Source organism: Acidipropionibacterium timonense (assembly GCF_900605005.1).
Classification (GTDB): domain Bacteria; phylum Actinomycetota; class Actinomycetes; order Propionibacteriales; family Propionibacteriaceae; genus Cutibacterium; species Cutibacterium timonense.
Genome location: NZ_LR027558.1, coordinates 1,980,722 through 1,996,925 on the forward strand (window position 1 = coordinate 1,980,722; position 16,204 = coordinate 1,996,925).

The 16,204-nt window shown below is 69.8% G+C and carries 14 protein-coding genes; 1 reads left to right on the forward strand and 13 read right to left on the reverse strand.

The annotated features are described in order from the left end of the window. Window positions 1-176: 176 nt before the first annotated feature. The gene (locus E0E30_RS09350) at window positions 177-4,277 is read left to right on the forward strand and encodes a beta-galactosidase (protein WP_210115812.1); all 4,101 of its coding nucleotides are present in this window, start codon (window positions 177-179) and stop codon (window positions 4,275-4,277) included. Between the two features lie 49 nt (window positions 4,278-4,326). Here E0E30_RS09350 and E0E30_RS09355 read toward each other — a convergent pair whose 3' ends face one another. From E0E30_RS09355 to map, 13 genes are all read right to left on the reverse strand, one after another. Next, the gene (locus E0E30_RS09355) at window positions 4,327-4,968 is read right to left on the reverse strand and encodes a hypothetical protein (protein ID WP_130866039.1); all 642 of its coding nucleotides are present in this window, start codon (window positions 4,966-4,968) and stop codon (window positions 4,327-4,329) included. Continuing rightward, a complete protein-coding gene (locus tag E0E30_RS09360) occupies window positions 4,965-6,161 on the reverse strand; it encodes a glycosyltransferase (RefSeq protein ID WP_130866838.1) in 1,197 nt (398 codons plus the stop codon). The genes E0E30_RS09355 and E0E30_RS09360 overlap by 4 nt, the downstream gene beginning before the upstream one ends. 239 nt (window positions 6,162-6,400) lie before the next feature. Beyond that, complete coding sequence (rplQ, locus tag E0E30_RS09365; protein WP_130866040.1) at window positions 6,401-6,940, reverse strand: 50S ribosomal protein L17; 540 nt, start codon at window positions 6,938-6,940, stop codon at window positions 6,401-6,403. Between the two features lie 320 nt (window positions 6,941-7,260). Beyond that, a complete protein-coding gene (locus E0E30_RS09370; protein WP_130866041.1) occupies window positions 7,261-8,280 on the reverse strand; it encodes a DNA-directed RNA polymerase subunit alpha in 1,020 nt (339 codons plus the stop codon). Window positions 8,281-8,513: 233 nt separating this feature from the next. Beyond that, a complete protein-coding gene (gene rpsD, locus E0E30_RS09375) occupies window positions 8,514-9,119 on the reverse strand; it encodes a 30S ribosomal protein S4 (RefSeq protein WP_130866042.1) in 606 nt (201 codons plus the stop codon). Window positions 9,120-9,151: 32 nt separating this feature from the next. Continuing rightward, window positions 9,152-9,556: a 30S ribosomal protein S11 gene (gene rpsK / locus E0E30_RS09380; protein ID WP_130866043.1), complete on the reverse strand. Its 405-nt coding sequence runs from the start codon at window positions 9,554-9,556 to the stop codon at window positions 9,152-9,154. 64 nt (window positions 9,557-9,620) lie between these two features. Continuing rightward, entirely contained in the window at window positions 9,621-9,995 is a 375-nt protein-coding gene (gene rpsM / locus E0E30_RS09385) for a 30S ribosomal protein S13 (RefSeq protein ID WP_130866044.1), read from the reverse strand. A 394-nt stretch (window positions 9,996-10,389) separates the two neighbouring features. Further along, window positions 10,390-10,503: a 50S ribosomal protein L36 gene (gene rpmJ, locus E0E30_RS09390; RefSeq protein WP_130866045.1), complete on the reverse strand. Its 114-nt coding sequence runs from the start codon at window positions 10,501-10,503 to the stop codon at window positions 10,390-10,392. Between the two features lie 92 nt (window positions 10,504-10,595). After that, complete coding sequence (gene infA / locus E0E30_RS09395; RefSeq protein WP_002514837.1) at window positions 10,596-10,817, reverse strand: translation initiation factor IF-1; 222 nt, start codon at window positions 10,815-10,817, stop codon at window positions 10,596-10,598. Between the two features lie 1,635 nt (window positions 10,818-12,452). Next, window positions 12,453-12,671, reverse strand: a complete 219-nt coding sequence (locus E0E30_RS09405; protein ID WP_130866046.1) for a hypothetical protein — start codon at window positions 12,669-12,671, stop codon at window positions 12,453-12,455. Beyond that, a complete protein-coding gene (locus tag E0E30_RS09410; RefSeq protein WP_130866047.1) occupies window positions 12,668-13,024 on the reverse strand; it encodes a DUF1707 SHOCT-like domain-containing protein in 357 nt (118 codons plus the stop codon). The genes E0E30_RS09405 and E0E30_RS09410 overlap by 4 nt, the downstream gene beginning before the upstream one ends. A 39-nt stretch (window positions 13,025-13,063) precedes the next feature. Next, complete coding sequence (locus E0E30_RS09415; RefSeq protein ID WP_130866048.1) at window positions 13,064-15,193, reverse strand: prolyl oligopeptidase family serine peptidase; 2,130 nt, start codon at window positions 15,191-15,193, stop codon at window positions 13,064-13,066. Between the two features lie 166 nt (window positions 15,194-15,359). Beyond that, on the reverse strand, window positions 15,360-16,199 hold the full coding sequence (map, locus tag E0E30_RS09420; protein ID WP_130866839.1) for a type I methionyl aminopeptidase: 840 nt from the start codon (window positions 16,197-16,199) through the stop codon (window positions 15,360-15,362). Window positions 16,200-16,204 lie beyond the last annotated feature (5 nt).

Below are 16,204 nucleotides of genomic sequence, written 5' to 3' on the forward strand. Positions count from 1 at the left end.
GGCGACGACACGCGCAGCCGACCTGAGCAGTTCACCCCGGAGCGGCGTCAACATCGATCGAACGGCGGTGAAAACGTGTACAGGAGTGTTAGCTTCAGCGCACATCCGGGACACGGTCGGTCCCGGTGACCATGCCCACGGCACACCGACCGGCGTGCCCTTCGCTGGAGAACCACATGCGCAACGATGCCACCACCTCGAGGTCGAGGGCCCGCCGGATCGGCGCCGCCCTCGCCGCCCTCGCGACGGCCTATTCCGTCACGACCCTGCCAGTCGCCACCGGGCACGCCGAGGGACCAGCCCCGGTGACCCGGTCGGACTCCGCCACACCGTCAGGCGCGCCGGCGTACCGGTTCCCCGGCAATGACGGGAAACCCCATCGCGTCACCTACGACAAGAATTCGTTCATGATCGACGGCCAGCGCCTCAACGTGTGGTCCGGTGAGATCCACTACTGGCGTCTGCCCTCCCAGGAGGCCTGGCGCGACGTCATGCGCAAGGCCAGGGCCAGCGGCTTCAACGCCGTCTCCCTGTACTTCTTCTGGGGCCTGCACCAGGAGACCGAGAACGGCCCCTTCGACTTCTCCGGCATCCGCGACATCGACGCCCTGCTGTCCATCGCCGAGCAGGAGGGGCTCTACGTCATCGTCCGTCCCGGACCGTACGTCAATGCCGAGATCTCCATGGGCGGCCTGCCCGCCTTCATGACGAACCGGTCCGGTGCCCTGCGTGGCATGGACAACCTCGAGCAGTCCAAGGTCTGGCTCAAGGCCTTCGACGCCATCGCCCGCAAGCACCTCGTCACCCGCGGCGGCGGCTCGATCATCATGTACCAGGTCGAGAACGAGATGCTCGACGAGAACGCCGACCGGGCCGCCTTCGTCAAGGCCCTGACGTCCTTCGTCAAGTCCGACGGAATCGACGTCCCCGTCTTCCACAACGACTACAACCTCGGCGGACGCTACGCCGACACGGCGAAGTACGGCACCGACTTCTACGCCTACGACAGCTACCCGCTGGGCTTCACCTGCAATGCCCCGCGCCGGGCCATCCCCGACACCGAGGACGCGTTCCGTCGGTTCGCCCCGGACACGCCGCAGTTCATCACCGAGGCCCAGGGCGGCGCGTTCACCCCGTGGGGAGCTCCGTTCACCCCGAGCCAGTGCTACGACTACACCGATCCGTCCTTCATCCGCCAGTGGGGCACGACCAACATCGGCAACGGCGTCACCGCCTTCAACTACTACATGCTCGAGGGCGGGACGAACTGGGGCTGGACCGGGGCACCGGCCAGCGGGTTCACCTCCTACGACTACGGGTCGTCGATCACCGAGAACCGGGTGCTCACCGAGAAGGTCGCCGTCCAGAAGGAGATCGGGTACTTCCAGCGCGCGCTGCCCTGGCTCACGGCGTCCGACCCGGTCGACGCCCCGGCGGCCACCGAGGTCAAGGGCGCGGCCGTCAAGAGCTACCAGCGGCTGGCCGGCACCGATCCGCAGGGACCGCGGTACCTCGGCTTCCGGCTGTCGGACTCCAACGCCACGACCGACACGACCTTCGCCACCCCGCTGTGGCTCGACGCCGGCGGCGCCGGCGCGTCGAACGTCACCATCGACGACCGCGACCCGGCCATCACCTACCAGGGCGCGTGGACGAAGCAGACCGACGCCAGCGCCTCGGACGGAACCATCTCGACGTCGTCGGCCAAGGGGGCCTCGGCCAGCTACACCTTCACCGGCACGAGCATCAGCTACGTCTCGAGCACGGGCACCGGGTACGGCAAGGCGTCGGTGAGCATCGACGGAGGCGCCCCGGTCACCGTCGACGGCCACGTCGACTCCGACCAGAACCGTCCCTCCCAGCAGGTCCTGCACCAGTTCACCGGTCTGTCGGCCGGCTCCCACACCATCACGGTGACGAACCTGGGCGCTCCGGCCACCGGCGGCACCGGGACGACGATCGCGATCGACTCCTTCGTCGTCGGGGGTGCGGCCGCCGGCGTCGTGCACAATGACTCCGAGCCGGGCTTCCTCACCTTCTCCGGAACCGGCTGGCAGCACACCAACGGCCAGGCCTGGGCACAGACCGACATCGGACAGGACGAGGCCTACAGCGACGTCAAGGGCGATTCCTACTCCTTCACGATCACCGGGACCGGGTTCGACCTCGTGTCGTCCTTCTCGGAGAACCACGCCCGGGCCGCCGTGACCATCGACGGAACCCCCGCCGGCACCACCGAGGAGACCACCGTCCAGCCGGCCCAGGCGCAGAAGACGATCTTCTCGCGCTCCGACCTTCCGGCGGGCACGCACACCGTCACGGTGACGAACACCGGCGAGCCCTTCGCGAACTCCTCGGGCACCTTCATCTCCATCGACGCGGTGCGCGTCCACCAGGGCCGGACGACGACGGTCAAGCGGACCGGATGGGCGCGCATCCCCCAGGACACCTCGACCGCCCTGCACCTGCACGGACGTGACTCCCTCATGATGGCGGCGAACCTCGACATCGCCGGCCACAAGGTGGCCTACACCACCTCCCAGCCCTTCGGCGCCCCGCTCACGACGTCTCCCCGGGGCACGGTGCAATACCTCGTCGGGCACCGTGACGATCCGGGCGAGACGGTGCTCCAGCTCACCGCCGGCCAGTCCCGGCCGACGGTCCGTGGCGAGGGCGTCCGCACCACCTGGGACGCCACCACCGGCCAGCTCCGCCTCAACTACACCCATGGGTCGACGCCGACCGACATCACCGTCGGCACCGGCGCCGAGGCCCTCACGCTACGGATCATCGACCGGCAGTACGCCGCGACGACCTGGCAGCTCGAGAGCACCGTCGACGGCCGGACCGTCCGCACGGACGTCGAGGGCGCCTACCTCGCCGGCCAGGCCGTGCTCACCGGGTCGATGGTGGCCCTCCAAGGGCAGATGACCCAGCCCGGTCGGCTGACGGTCCTCACCGACAAGGCCGTCACCGCCGCGACGTGGAACGGATCGCCGCTGCCCACCCTCGAGGGCTCGACCGTTCCCGGTCCGGTCCGGGTCGAGGCACCGACCCTGTCCTGGCGGGCCAAGGACGGTGCCCCCGAGGCCGCCCGCGACTATGACGACTCGTCCTGGACGACGGTCACCTCGACGACACCCTCGACGACCTGGCAGAAGCCGGTGCTCGGCGGAGTCGTCCTCGACTCGAACCACCTCGGCCTGTACGAGGGGTCGGTCTGGTACCGCGCCCACTTCACCTCCGACGGCGGCACGACGATGAAGCTCAACGCCAACGGTGGCAAGGGTGCACCCGGCCCCAACGGCAAGGATCCGGCGTTCATGCAGGTGTGGGTCAACGGCACCTACCTCGGTGCCCCCAAGGCCACCGGGGGGACGACCACCCTCACCCTGCCCGAGGGCATCAAGGCCGGCGACCCCGTCGTCGTGTCGGTGCTCGTCCACAACCTCGGCCAGAACCTCGACTGGTCCGACGACGGCCTCTCGCGGCAGAGCCGTGGTCTCAACTCCGCGTCACTGCCGGCACAGGGATCACCCACCTGGCGGGCGCGCGGCGCCGTACCGACCGCGACGAGCGGTGACACGGCGCGCGGTCTGTACAACAACGGCGGGCTCACCGGCGAGCGCGAGGGATGGCACCTTCCCGGGTACCCGACGAGTGACTGGGCCCCGGCGACGACCCTCAAGGCCGACCAGCCGGGTGTGCGGTGGTACCGGGCCACCTTCGACCTGTCGGTCCCCAAGGGGCAGGACACGGCCTTCGAGGTCGTCGTCAAGCCCTCGGGGCAGGGCCAGGGGATCGACGGCGTCGGCGCCGACCACAGTCAGGCGACGATCTTCGTCAACGGATGGAACACCGGGGTCTACGTCGGTGACGTCGGCCCGCAGACCCGCTTCCCCATCCCGGCCGGATTCATCGACCCGCACGGCACCAACTCCATCGCGATCGCCGTGGCCGCCAAGGAGGCCGGGGCCGGACCCGAGTCGGTGAGCATCGAGCCGGTGCACTCGGCGACCGGTGCGCTGGTGAGCTCGCTCAACCCCGCCCCGCGCCACCACGGTGGTTCGGGTGAGGCGACACCGACGCCGACGCCCACGCCGACCGCACCCGCGACGCCCACGCCGCCGGCGACGCCCACGGTGACGTCGACCCCCTCGGCGCCCCACGGGTCGGGCTCGCCCACTCCCGGCACCGGATCGTCCACCTCGACCCGCCCCGGACACAGCGCCCCGGGACATCCTCGGCCGCCGAAGCTCCCGCACACCGGCCGCTGACCGACCGACACCACGACGCCCCCCGTCCTCACGGGCGGGGGCCGTCATCTCAGGCGGACTCGCCGAACGGCCGGTACACCCATCGCTCGACCGGCCGGCGCAGGATCGTCGAGCGCCACACGCTGGCCGCGACGATCGGCGCCAGGACGACGGTCTGGTCGACCAGGGTGATGGCGCGGAAGGGCCGCACCTCCGTCACCGGGACGAAGGCCACGTGACCGGCGCGGTTGCCGGGCCGGGAGGCGCAGACGTCAAGGGTGCGTCCGGCATGGGTGACGTGCAGCCAGGTGTGTCCGACGTGGTACCAGGGATGGTGCTCGAGTCTCACCCGCGAGGCGTGGACGGCGCGGACCCGGTAGCCGAGCCGGCGCAGCACCTGGCGCAGCGCCAGGTTGTACTGGATCCCGCTGCCGTGCCCGGCGGCCAGGGCCCGCTCCGGCGTGAGCCACAGATGCCAGCAGGAGTAGTGGGTCATCATCGAGTTGACCATTCCGGTGGCCAGGTCGACGAGCTCCCACCCGTCCAGACCGGAGTCGGTGCACGCCTCGACGACGTCGTCGACCGTGCGGAGCACCCGCTGCGACCCGTCGGGGGCCCGATGCACCGGCAGAGCCGGCTCGGACCGCGGCGCCCAGCAGAACGGAGCGACGAGGGAGGCGGCCACGACGCCGAGACCGAGGAGACGCTTCATGACGGGTCCTTCCGCTGGGAGGTGGGTGTCGGCGCCCCGCGCCGTGACGGGGAGAGGAGGTCCTCGACACCGTGGTGTTGACGCCGGACCTCACGGCGGTCCTTGAGCTCCTGTTTCCAGTAGGGCCGACGCGGGATCGCCTCGGCCAAGGTGCTGTGCAGCTCGATCATCCGTCGTCCGGAGGCCTGCCAGGTGTACTGCTCGGCCCGCCGCCGCGCCGCCTGGCGCAACTCGGGCCCCAGACGCCGGGACAGGCGCTCGACGGCGTCGGCCAGGCTCGCCGGGTCGGGCGACCCGGACTCCCCCGAGGACGGGTCGACGAGTTCGTGGGCCCCGCCCCGGTTCGACGTGACGACCGGGGTACCGCAGGCCAGGGCCTCGAGCACGGCCAGGCCGAAGGTCTCGGTGGGGCACACCGACAGGCTGATGTCGGCCGCCGCGAAGGCCCGGGCGACATCGGCACGGGACTCGACGAAGCCGTGGAAGGTCACCGGACCGTCCGAGGCCTGCTCCTTCATGGCCTCCAGATCGGGTCCGACGCCGTAGAGATCCATGTGCACCGGCACTCCTCGCCGGTGAAGTTCCAGGGCGGCGGCCAGGGCCAGTTGTGGGCTCTTCTCATGGCTCATCCGGCCGACGTAGCACAGCCGCAGGACGCCGTCGGGGCGAGGGCTGGGCAGGTCGGCGTCGCGCCGATCGGGCCGGAAGGTGTCCAGATCGACGCCGAGGGGCACCTTGACCAGGTGGGCGTCGAGGTCGGCGAACTCCCCGGCCGAGTAGTCGGAGGTGACGACGACGACGTCGAACTCCTTCGACAGGCGTCGGTTGAGCGCCCCGACCCCGGCCTCCACGCCGAACTGACGGCGCAGCCACCCGGCGAGCATGTCGTCGAGGCGTTCGTGGCTGAAGAGCACCGACCCGACCCCACGGCGTCGGGCCCAGGCCGCGGCCGGGGTGAGGGTCCACTTGTCGGAGACCTCGATCGAGGTGGGTCGGAACCGGTCGAGGATGTCGAGGGCCCGCCACGGTGTCGCGATCATCCGGTACTGCTGGGAGATCCGTGGCGCGGCCACCTGGACGACGATGCCGTCGTCGGTCTCCTCGACCAGGTCGTGCGGCCCCGGGATGACGAGGATACGATCGCACCCGGCCGCGACGTACTGGCGTCCCAACTGGTCGATGGCGACCTTCATGCCACCCGAGACCGGGCCGACGAAGTTGGCGAGCTGTGCGATGCGCAGGGGGGACGACACCCTGCAAGCCTACGGCGCCGGGCCGGGCGCACCAAGGCTGGGTGACCGGGACACGGTGCCTGGGCCGTGGATCCTGGGCCGTGGATCCCGGGCGGGGGGACTTGGGGCGGGGAGACTGGGGCGGGGACGCAGCGGGCCCCCGGGGACATCGTCCCCGGGGGCCTCACGTCTGGGCGGGATCAGGCCTCCTCGCCGGCCTTCTGCTCGGAGTCGGCGGTCTCCTCGACCTTCTCGTCCTCGGCAGCCTTCTCCTCGGCGTCAGCGGCCTCCTCGACCTTCTCCTCGGCCGGGGCCTCGGTGGCCTCGTTGATCGCAGCCTTGGCGGCCTCGGCGGTGGCCGGCGCGGCGGCCTTGGCGGCGACCTTCTCGCGGACGATCTCGATGACGGCCATCGGGGCGTTGTCACCCTGCCGGTTGCCGATCCGGGTGATGCGGGTGTAACCGCCGTCGCGACCCTCCATGAGGGGGGCGATCTCGGTGAAGAGGACGTGGACGACGCCCTTGTCGGTGATCGTCCTGTTGACGACGCGACGGTTGGCGACGGTGTCGACCTTGGCGCGGGTGATGAGCTTCTCGGCGAGCGGGCGGACGCGCTTCGCCTTGGTCACCGTGGTGACGATGCGGCCGTGCTCGAAGAGCTGGCTGGCGAGGTTGTGGAGGATGATCCGCTCGTGGGCGGGGGTGCCTCCGAGGCGGGGTCCCTTGGTGGGCTTCGGCATGTCGGTCTCCTTGTGTGTCGGTGTGGCGGGCAGGTGGACCCGCCGCGGTCCGGCTGGAGGGAGGACGTCGTCCTCCCCTCCCCGCACCGGGTGGCGCGGGGGTTCGGTCAGGGTCCACCCCCCTGACCACCCGCTCCCGGGGTGGACGCCCCGGGACGGGCTGGGTGCTCACGGTCGTGAGCTGCGGTCCCCACCGAGGTGGGAATCATGGTCGATCAGTACTGCGCTGCCCGGTGAGGTCGCTCGGCCGAGCAGGGGCGGTAGCCGATCAGTACTGCCCTCGGCGGTAGCCGATCAGTACTGCCCTCGGCGGTAGCCGATCAGTATTGCTCCGTCTCGGCGAAGTCGTCGTCCTCGCCCTCGTCGTCGTACGTGTCGGCGGCGGCCAGCGGGTCGAAGCCGGGGGCGGAGTCCTTGAGGGACAGGCCGAGCTCGGCCAGCTTCTCCTTGACCTCCTCGATCGACTTGGACCCGAAGTTGCGGATGTCGAGCAGATCCTGCTCCGACCGCGAGACGAGCTCACCGACGGTGTGGATCCCCTCGCGCTTGAGGCAGTTGTAGGAGCGCACGGTGAGGTTGAGCTCCTCCACCGGGGTGGCGAGGTTCTCGGCGTACTGCTCGTCGACCGGCGACGGCCCGATCTCGATGCCCTCGGCCTCCTGGTTGAGCTCACGGGTCAGTCCGAAGAGCTCGACGAGGGTGCGTCCGGCCGAGGCGACGGCGTCGCGCGGCAGGATCGAGGCCTTGGTCTCGACGTCGAGGACGAGACGATCGAAGTCGGTCCGCTGCTCGACGCGGGTGGCCTCGACCTTGTAGCTCACCTTGAGCACCGGCGAGTAGATCGAGTCGACGGCGAGCCGACCGATCTCGGCGTCGGGGTCCTCGTTGAGGCTGGCCGAGACGTAGCCACGTCCGCGCTCGACGATGAGTTCCATCTCGATGCGGCCGTCGTCGTTGAGGGTGGCGATGTGCAGATCGGGGTTGTAGATGGTGACCCCGGCCGGCGGGTTGATGTCGGCCGCGGTGACCTCACCGGCCCCGGACTTGCGCAGGTACATGGCGACCGGCTCGTCCTCCTCGGACGACAGCACCAGGCCCTTGAGGTTGAGGATGATCTCGGTGACGTCCTCGACGACCCCTTCGAGGGTCGAGAACTCGTGCTGGACACCCTCGACCTTGATGCTCGTCACAGAGGCGCCCGGGATGGACGAAAGCAGGGTGCGACGCAGGGAGTTGCCGACGGTGTAGCCGAAGCCGGGCTCCAGGGGCTCGATGACGAACCGCGAGCGGAACTCGGAGACGGGCTCCTCGGTGAGGGTGGGGCGCTGGGCGATGAGCATGGTGGTGTCCTTTCACGCCGACCGCTATATGACGGCGTCTGAGGGGGTGGCGGGGAACCCCCGCCGGGGTTGCTCGTGGCGGGGAAACCCCGCCCATGGTCTCGAGTGGCGGGGAAAGCCCGCCCATGGTTTCGAGTGGCGGGGAAAGCCCGCCCATGGTCTCGAGTGGCGGGGAACCCCCGCCGGGGGGCTGCTCCGCCCGGCGCCGACATCGCGACGCCGGGCGGCTCAGGTCACTTCGAGTAGAGCTCGACGATGGCCTGCTCGTTGACGTCGATGGTGATCTGCTCACGGGTCGGCAGCTGGTGGACGAGGATGCGGCCCTTGTTGGGACGCACCTCGAGCCAGGCCGGCACCTCGCGGGACTCGAAGGTCTCCCGGGCGACGACGATCGGGTGGAGGTCCTTCGACTTCTCCCGCACGTCGATGATGTCGTGGCCGGAGACCCGGTACGACGGGATGTTGACCTTCTTGCCGTTGACGAGGAAGTGGCCGTGGCTCACGAGCTGGCGGGCCTGACGACGGGTGGAGGCCAGCCCGGCGCGGTACACGACGTTGTCCAGGCGCGACTCGAGGATCTGGAGCAGGACGTCACCGGTCTTGCCCTGGGCGCGGTCGGCCTCCTCGTAGTAGCGACGGAACTGCTTCTCGAGGACGCCGTAGGCGTAACGAGCCTTCTGCTTCTCACGAAGCTGGAGGGAGTACTCGGAGTCCTTGGTGCGACCGCGTCCGTGGACACCCGGGGGGTACGGACGACGCTCGAACGACTTGTCGTTGCCGACGAGGTCGGTCCCGAGGCGACGGGACTTCTTGGTGAGTGGGCCGGTGTAACGGGCCATGATGTATCAGTCCTTTGTGCTCTCGGAGGGGGTCAGACGCGGCGGCGCTTCGGCGGACGGCATCCGTTGTGCGGAACCGGGGTGACGTCGGAGATCGGGCCGATCTCCAAGCCGATGGCCCCGAGAGAACGGATGGCGGTCTCACGGCCGGAGCCCGGACCCTTGACGAAGACGTCGACGCGCTTCATGCCGTGCTCCATGGCACGACGCCCGGCGGCCTCGGCGGCCATCTGGGCGGCGAACGGCGTGGACTTGCGCGAGCCCTTGAAGCCGACGGTGCCGGCGGAGGCCCACGAGATCACCGCACCCGAGGGGTCGGTGATGGCGATGATGGTGTTGTTGAACGTGCTCTTGATGTGCGCCTGGCCGGCGACGACGTTCTTCTTCTCCTTGCGGCGCACCTTCGGTGCGGCGCTCCTGCGGCCTGCAGTAGCCATGTGAATTGCTCCTGGTTGAGTGTGATCTGCACGGAAGGTCAGCGAGGGGCCCGGGGGCCGTCACTCACTTGGCCTTCTTCTTGCCGGCGACAGCCTTCTTCTTGCCCTTGCGGGTGCGGGCGTTGGTCCGGGTGCGCTGACCACGAACAGGCAGACCGCTGCGGTGACGGCGTCCCTGGTAGGAGCCGATCTCGATCTTGCGACGGATGTCGGCCGACACCTCGCGGCGAAGATCACCCTCGACCTGGTAGTTGGCCTCGATGTGGTCACGCAGGGCCACGAGCTGGTCGTCGGTGAGGTCGTGGACGCGGATGTCACCGCTGATCCCGGTGGCCGCGAGGGTCTCCAGGGCGCGGGTGCGTCCGATGCCGTAGATGTAGGTCAGTGCGACCTCGAGGCGCTTGTCGCGCGGCAGGTCCACTCCGATGAGGCGTGCCATGGTGGCATCCCTTCCTGGTTGTCGACCCCGGATGGGGCCGCGAAGGTGTCCGACGTGGAGCGTCCCCATCACCTGGCGGCGCTGGACGGGATCTGCCCGTCCGACGGGGCCCCGGCCTTCGTCCGGGGGTGGTGACCCGAGTCCGTGCTCGATGGGTTCGAGCTGGGTCTCGGGGCGTGCGTCCACATGTGTCCGGTGAACTCGGGTGGCCCCGGTTCGCCGGTGGTGACGATCCATGCGGGTCGTCACCGGTTCTTGAGTTGTTCTTCAGTTGTCGACCGCGCCCACCTGGCTGGTGGGCCTGACGGTGGACCTCAGGGGTCGAACCCCTGCATTCCTGCTGGTCACCCGGTCATGACCGGAGATGGCCTGCGATCCCGTCCGCGGCGAGGGCTCAGCCCTGGCGCTGCTTGTGGCGCGGGTTCTCGCAGATGACCATCACGCGACCGTGGCGACGAATGACCTTGCACTTGTCGCACATCTTCTTGACGCTCGGCTGAACCTTCATCGAGCTTCTCTTTCGCGTAACGGCCCCGTGGAGGGCCTGGATGGTGTCGTCGGGTCATCCCGACGACGTGGTCCGGTGCCGGACGGCGTCGATCACTTGTGGCGATAGACGATGCGGCCGCGGGTCAGGTCATAGGGAGACAGCTCGACGACCACCCGGTCCGACGGCAGGATTCGAATGTAGTGCTGCCGCATCTTGCCGCTGATCGTGGCAAGGACACGGTGTCCGTTCTTCAACTCGACCCGGAACATGGCGTTCGGCAGGGCCTCCACCACGGTTCCCTCGAGCTCGAGAGCTCCCTCTTTCTTGGCCATTGCGTCCAATCCGCTCGACGATCACACCCGCTCCGGGCATGACTGGTCTCCGAACACACGGGACCGAGGGTCAAGATTACCTGTTCGAGCCGGCGTCCCCAAATCGGCGACGAGACTCACGTAAAAGGTCCGGATGCGGCAGCACGTGCCTCAGATGAGGATGTCCGCGTACTGACGGTGTAGGCCCGGGCCATGGATCGGGAGCTGTCGATGGCCGCACGCCGTGAGATCACCAAGAAGTACGCCCACCAGTACCGGGCCGCATCGAAGAAGGACAAGTCGGTGCTGCTGGACTCCCTGACCGCCACCACAGGCTGGACCCGTGACCACGCCCGCCGCGCGATCCGGGCAGCCCTGACGCGGAAAGGTGCCGCGTCCCAGCAGAAGCGCCGGCCCCGGCCCCGCAAGTACTCCTACGACGCCGTGAAGGTCCTCCAGCACGTGTGGAGCGTGACGGGTCAGCCCTCCGGGAAGTACCTGGCCCCCGTGATGGACGACACCCTGAACAGGCTGGAACGCTTCAAGGAGTTCGGGAAAGTCACCCGCCGGGCCACCCCCGCGGTGCTGACCGAACTGCGCTCCATGTCGGCGGCCACCATCGACAGGTACCTGAAACCCTTCAAGGACGCCGCCTACCCGGCCGCCGGCCTGTCAGCCACCCGACCCGCCCCTCACATCCTGCGTGCCGCGGTGCCCCTGCGCACCAGCCTGGACGGGCCGATCACCGATCCCGGGCTGGTAGAGGTCGACACCGTGGCCCACTGCGGCCACACCCTGGTCGGGGAATTCCTGTGGACCTTGTCGGCCACCCTGCCCGTCTCCGGCTACACGGTCCTGACCACGGTCAAGAACAAGGCATTCGTCCACATCGGGGCCGGCATGGACCGGATCGTCGACCAGATGCCCGTGCCCGTGGCGGAGGTCCACGTCGACAACGGGTCGGAGTTCATCAACTGGGGCCTCATCGACTGGGCGAAGGGCCACGACATCGCGATGTCCCGCTCGCGGCCCTACAAGAAGAACGACAACGCCCACGTCGAGCAGCGCAACGGCGACTGGGTCCGCCGCCACGCCTTCAGATACCGCTACGAGACCGCAACCGAGCTTCAGCTGCTCAACCAATTGTGGCCCCTGGTGATGGCNCGGCCCTACAAGAAGAACGACAACGCCCACGTCGAGCAGCGCAACGGCGACTGGGTCCGCCGCCACGCCTTCAGATACCGCTACGAGACCGCAACCGAGCTTCAGCTGCTCAACCAATTGTGGCCCCTGGTGATGGCCCGCAAGAACCACCTACTACCCTGCGTCAAGGCCATCGGCTGGACCACCACCTCCGCGGGGCGCAAGAAGCGGGTCTACGACAAGCCCAAGACCCCTTACCAGCGGCTGGTCGACTCCCGTGTCCTGGACCCCGCCACACGGGCCCGCCTGGCAGCCGAGCACGACAGGCTCAACCCCGCCGATCTGGCCCGGCGGATCACCGACATCCAGAACCAGCTCATCCGCCTAGCCGAACGTCGCACCCAGACCGACCAACCCGCCGCCTGACTCATCTCCATCCGGACATTTCAGCTGAGGCAAGCGCTGCGCTCATCCGGACATCTTGACATGAGGCAAGACGATCGGGCGGACGAGTCAATCGTGGTGGTGCCGGGCCCTCGCGATGACCAGTCCGCCGAGGAACGCGACCACGGTCGCCATGATCCAGATCGGCAGGGGCGACCTCACCCCCGCGAGCACGTCGATGAGCAGGTACGCCCCGGCTGAGAGCGCAGCGAAGACGACGGCGAACCCCAGGGTCCACCCGGCGCGTCCTCGTCCGGTCGTCCCAGCTCCCCTCCCCCACGGACTCATAGGAGGATCGCCAGCAGGACGACGAGGATGACGAGCGCCCCGGCCCCGGCCAGCGCGAAGGGGACGAGGTTGCGCGGCCTGGCCGGCGTCAACTCCCCGGGAGCGACCGGGGCCCGGTCCAACCCGGACGGCTCGGCCGCGGTCGGAGTGGGGAGCTGCTCGACGACCGGGGCGAGATCGCCCAGGCGCGCGGCGGCGAAGACGGCGTCCAGACAGCGCCGGTAGGAGTCGTCGTCGAGCTGACCGGCGGTATAGGCGTCGTTGACCCGGGTCACCAACGCGGTGCGCTCGGCGTCGTCGACCGGGTCGTCACGGCGGGCGACGTACTTGGACGACGGTGGCAGGGCGCGCATGTGTCCAGAGTACGTGGTCGAGCCGCGCTCCGGGACGGATCAGGTGGGGACGACCAACCCCGTGTGATGGGCCGCGAAGGCGAGCTTGTCGGCGATCTCGGCGACCCGCGAGGCCCTGGGGCGTCCCGCCCCGTGCCCGGTCGAGTGGTCGATCCGGGTGAGGACCGGCGCCTCGCCGCCCTGGGCGCGCTGGAGGGTCGCGGTGAACTTGTGGCTGTGCGCCGGGACCACCCGGTCATCGTGGTCGGAGGTGACGACGAGGGTGGCCGGGTAGTGGGCCCCCTCGACGACCCGGTGCAGCGGCGAGTAGGCGAGCTCGACCTCGAAGTCGTGCGGGTCGTCGGGGTCGCCGTAGTCGGAGGCCCAGGCCGCACCGGAGGTGAACCGGTGGAAGCGCAGGATGTCGAGCACCCCGACCTCGGGCAGGGCGCAGCCCAGCAGATCCGGTCGCTGGGTGAGAACGGCTCCGGCCATGAGGCCACCGTTGGAACGGCCCTCGATGGTCAGCTGGTCCGCCCGCGCGTCCCCACGCCGGATGAGGTCCTCGAGGACGCCGATGTGGTCGTCGAAGACGTGCTGCTTGTGGTCCCGGATGCCGTCCTCGTACCAACTGCGGCCGAACTCTCCCCCACCGCGGGCGTTGACGACGGCCACCGCACCGCCGGCCTCGAGCCAGGCCTGGAAGGTGGGGTTCCACGAGTTGGCGACGGGCACGTCGAAGCCGCCGTAGCCGTAGACGAGGGTCGGCAGCGGTCCGGGCTTCCCGGCGGGGCGCATCCACCAGTACGGCACGGCGGTGCCGTCGGCGCTCGTGGCGCGACGGCGTTCCGTGACGATCTCGGTCGCGGCGCGCTCGGGGGACGCCGACCGGGCGGCCGTGGGCAACTCGGTGAGGGTGCAGGTGGCGGTGTCGAGGCGCCAACGATGGAATCGACGAGTGGGATCGGAGGTGCCGATGAAGACCTCCGGGACGGCCGGGTCCTGGGCCGACAGTTCGCACTGGCCTCCGGGGACGTCGAGATCGGCGACCCGGTGACCGGCCAGGTCCCAGACGCTCACCCTCGGTTCGACGTCGATGGTGTGGACGAGGACGAGCCTGCCGCCGGCCAGGGCGGAGCCGGCCAGGTGGCCCTCCTGCGCGGGGACGACCTCGCGCTGCTCGACGTGGCCGGAGCGGGCGGACGTGAGGTCGACGGCGATGATCCGGCCGCGCTCGTCGGTGTCGTCGGTGCGCACGAGGAGCTGGTCCCCGTCGAACCCGACGACCTCGCGCAGGGCGTCGTCGGCCGGGAAGATCTCGAACGGGTCACCGAGCACGGCACGGCCGACCGCGTCCGGGGTGCACCGCCACCCTCTCAGCCGCGCGGTCCTGGCCGTCCCGACCTGGACGGCCGCCACGACCCATCCCGTTCCGGTCGGGCGACCGGAGTCGTCGACGTCGACGCCGACCCACGGCCAGTACATGACCCCGGCGCCGTCCCCGCCCGGGGTGAGGTCGACGGCGGGGGCATCCTCGTCGACCCGACGAACGACGAGGTGCGGGTCCCCCGCCGACTCGACGACGGCACGGTCCCCGGACTCCTCGACGGGGAAGTCGAGGACGAGGAGCGACCGACTGTCGGGCAGCCAAGCGGGGAAGCTGAACTTCGTGCGGATCCCCGGCAGCCACGAGCGGCCGCCCTCGGTGAGGGTCGAGGTGAGGTCGCGGCAGTGGAAGGTCGTCCAGTCCGAACCGGCCTCCGAGACGACCCAGCACAGGGTCGACCCGTCCGGGCTCACCGCCGCGGACTGGAACGACGTCGTGTGATCCTCCGACCAGTGCTGCGGGTCGAGGACGACGACTCCACCGTCGACGACCTCCTGCCAGCTGTCGGCGCCGACGAGGAGGGGCTGGTCGCGCCGACCGTCCTCACGGACCATGAGGTGGCGACCACCGCTTCGACCGGGCAGATGATCGACCGGTTCGGAGAGGATCTCGTCGACCCGAGCGGCGAACCATGAGCGACCGGGCAGGTCGGCGAGGCGAGCCTCGGTGAACGCCCGCTGCTCCTCGACCCAGGCGATCGTCTCGGGCGAGTCGGCGTCCTCGAGCCACCGGTACGGATCGGCGATGAGGTGACCGTGCAGGTTCTCGACGACGTCGTCGCGTCGGGTGTGCGGGTACTCCATGGCCCCACCCTAGTGAGGCGCCAGCCCCGGGACGCCATCAGCGCCCTTCGGTGACCGCAATGTGGCTCGGGACGGCCTCGTCGCCTCGCAAGGACCCGGTGCGCCCCGGTTCGCGCCACATTGCAGTCATGGGACGGGGCCACCACCGCCGTCCCCCGAGCGATGCTCAGTCCAGGGGTGCGAACACCGCCCCGCCGGCCTCGAGCTCCGCCTTGCCGCCGTCGGGCTCGGTGAGCACCCACAGGCCGCCCTCGGTGACGGCCACGGTGTTCTCCCAGTGGCTCGCCCACGACCCGTCGACGGTGCGCACCGTCCAGTCGTCGTCGAGGACGTCGTTCTCCTCGCTGCCGAGGGTGGCCATCGGCTCGACGCACAGGCACATGCCCGTGCTGATCCGCGGTCCCCGCCCCGCTCGGCCCCAGTTGGGCACGTCGGGGTCCATGTGCATCTCGGTGCCGATGCCGTGGCCGGTGTACTCGCGGATGATCCCGTAGGGCCGCTCCCATGACTCCAGCGAGGCCTGCACGGCCGCCGACACGTCGCCGATCCGATGCCCGGGCGCGATCTGCCGGATCCCCGCCCACATCGCCTCCCGGGTCCGCTCCGAGAGCAGCCGGGCCTCCTGCGACACCTCTCCGACGAGGAAGGTCCGCGCCGCGTCCCCGTGCCAACCGTCGACGATCGCCCCGTAGTCGATCGAGACGATGTCCCCGTCCCGGAGTTCACGCTCCCCCGGCATTCCGTGGACGACCACCTCGTTGACACTGATGCAGGCCACCCCCGGGTACGGCTGGATACCCCAGTCGGCGCCGTAGTGGAGGAAGTTCGACGTCGCGCCGTGGCGGGCGAGCACCTGCCGCCCGATCCGGTCGAGATCGCCGGTCGTGGCGCCGGGCACCGCGGCCCGCCCCATCTCCTCGAGTCCCTCCGCAACGACCAGACCCGCACGACGCATCGTGCGGATCTGGTCGGCGGTCTTCAGCTGTATGCGTTGACGACCCAGGATCACGG

Coding starts and splice junctions, on each gene's coding strand:
- E0E30_RS09350 (WP_210115812.1), top strand. CDS start 177: ATGCGCAACGATGCCACCACCTCGAGGTCGAGGGCCCGCCGGATCGGC.
- rpsD (WP_130866042.1), bottom strand. CDS start 9,119: ATGGCCCGTTACACCGGCCCACTCACCAAGAAGTCCCGTCGCCTCGGG.
- rpsM (WP_130866044.1), bottom strand. CDS start 9,995: ATGGCACGCCTCATCGGAGTGGACCTGCCGCGCGACAAGCGCCTCGAG.
- E0E30_RS09405 (WP_130866046.1), bottom strand. CDS start 12,671: ATGAGTCCGTGGGGGAGGGGAGCTGGGACGACCGGACGAGGACGCGCC.
- infA (WP_002514837.1), bottom strand. CDS start 10,817: ATGGCCAAGAAAGAGGGAGCTCTCGAGCTCGAGGGAACCGTGGTGGAG.
- rplQ (WP_130866040.1), bottom strand. CDS start 6,940: ATGCCGAAGCCCACCAAGGGACCCCGCCTCGGAGGCACCCCCGCCCAC.
- E0E30_RS09360 (WP_130866838.1), bottom strand. CDS start 6,161: ATGAAGGTCGCCATCGACCAGTTGGGACGCCAGTACGTCGCGGCCGGG.
- rpmJ (WP_130866045.1), bottom strand. CDS start 10,503: ATGAAGGTTCAGCCGAGCGTCAAGAAGATGTGCGACAAGTGCAAGGTC.
- E0E30_RS09370 (WP_130866041.1), bottom strand. CDS start 8,280: ATGCTCATCGCCCAGCGCCCCACCCTCACCGAGGAGCCCGTCTCCGAG.
- rpsK (WP_130866043.1), bottom strand. CDS start 9,556: ATGGCTACTGCAGGCCGCAGGAGCGCCGCACCGAAGGTGCGCCGCAAG.
- E0E30_RS09355 (WP_130866039.1), bottom strand. CDS start 4,968: ATGAAGCGTCTCCTCGGTCTCGGCGTCGTGGCCGCCTCCCTCGTCGCT.
- E0E30_RS09410 (WP_130866047.1), bottom strand. CDS start 13,024: ATGCGCGCCCTGCCACCGTCGTCCAAGTACGTCGCCCGCCGTGACGAC.
- E0E30_RS09415 (WP_130866048.1), bottom strand. CDS start 15,193: ATGGAGTACCCGCACACCCGACGCGACGACGTCGTCGAGAACCTGCAC.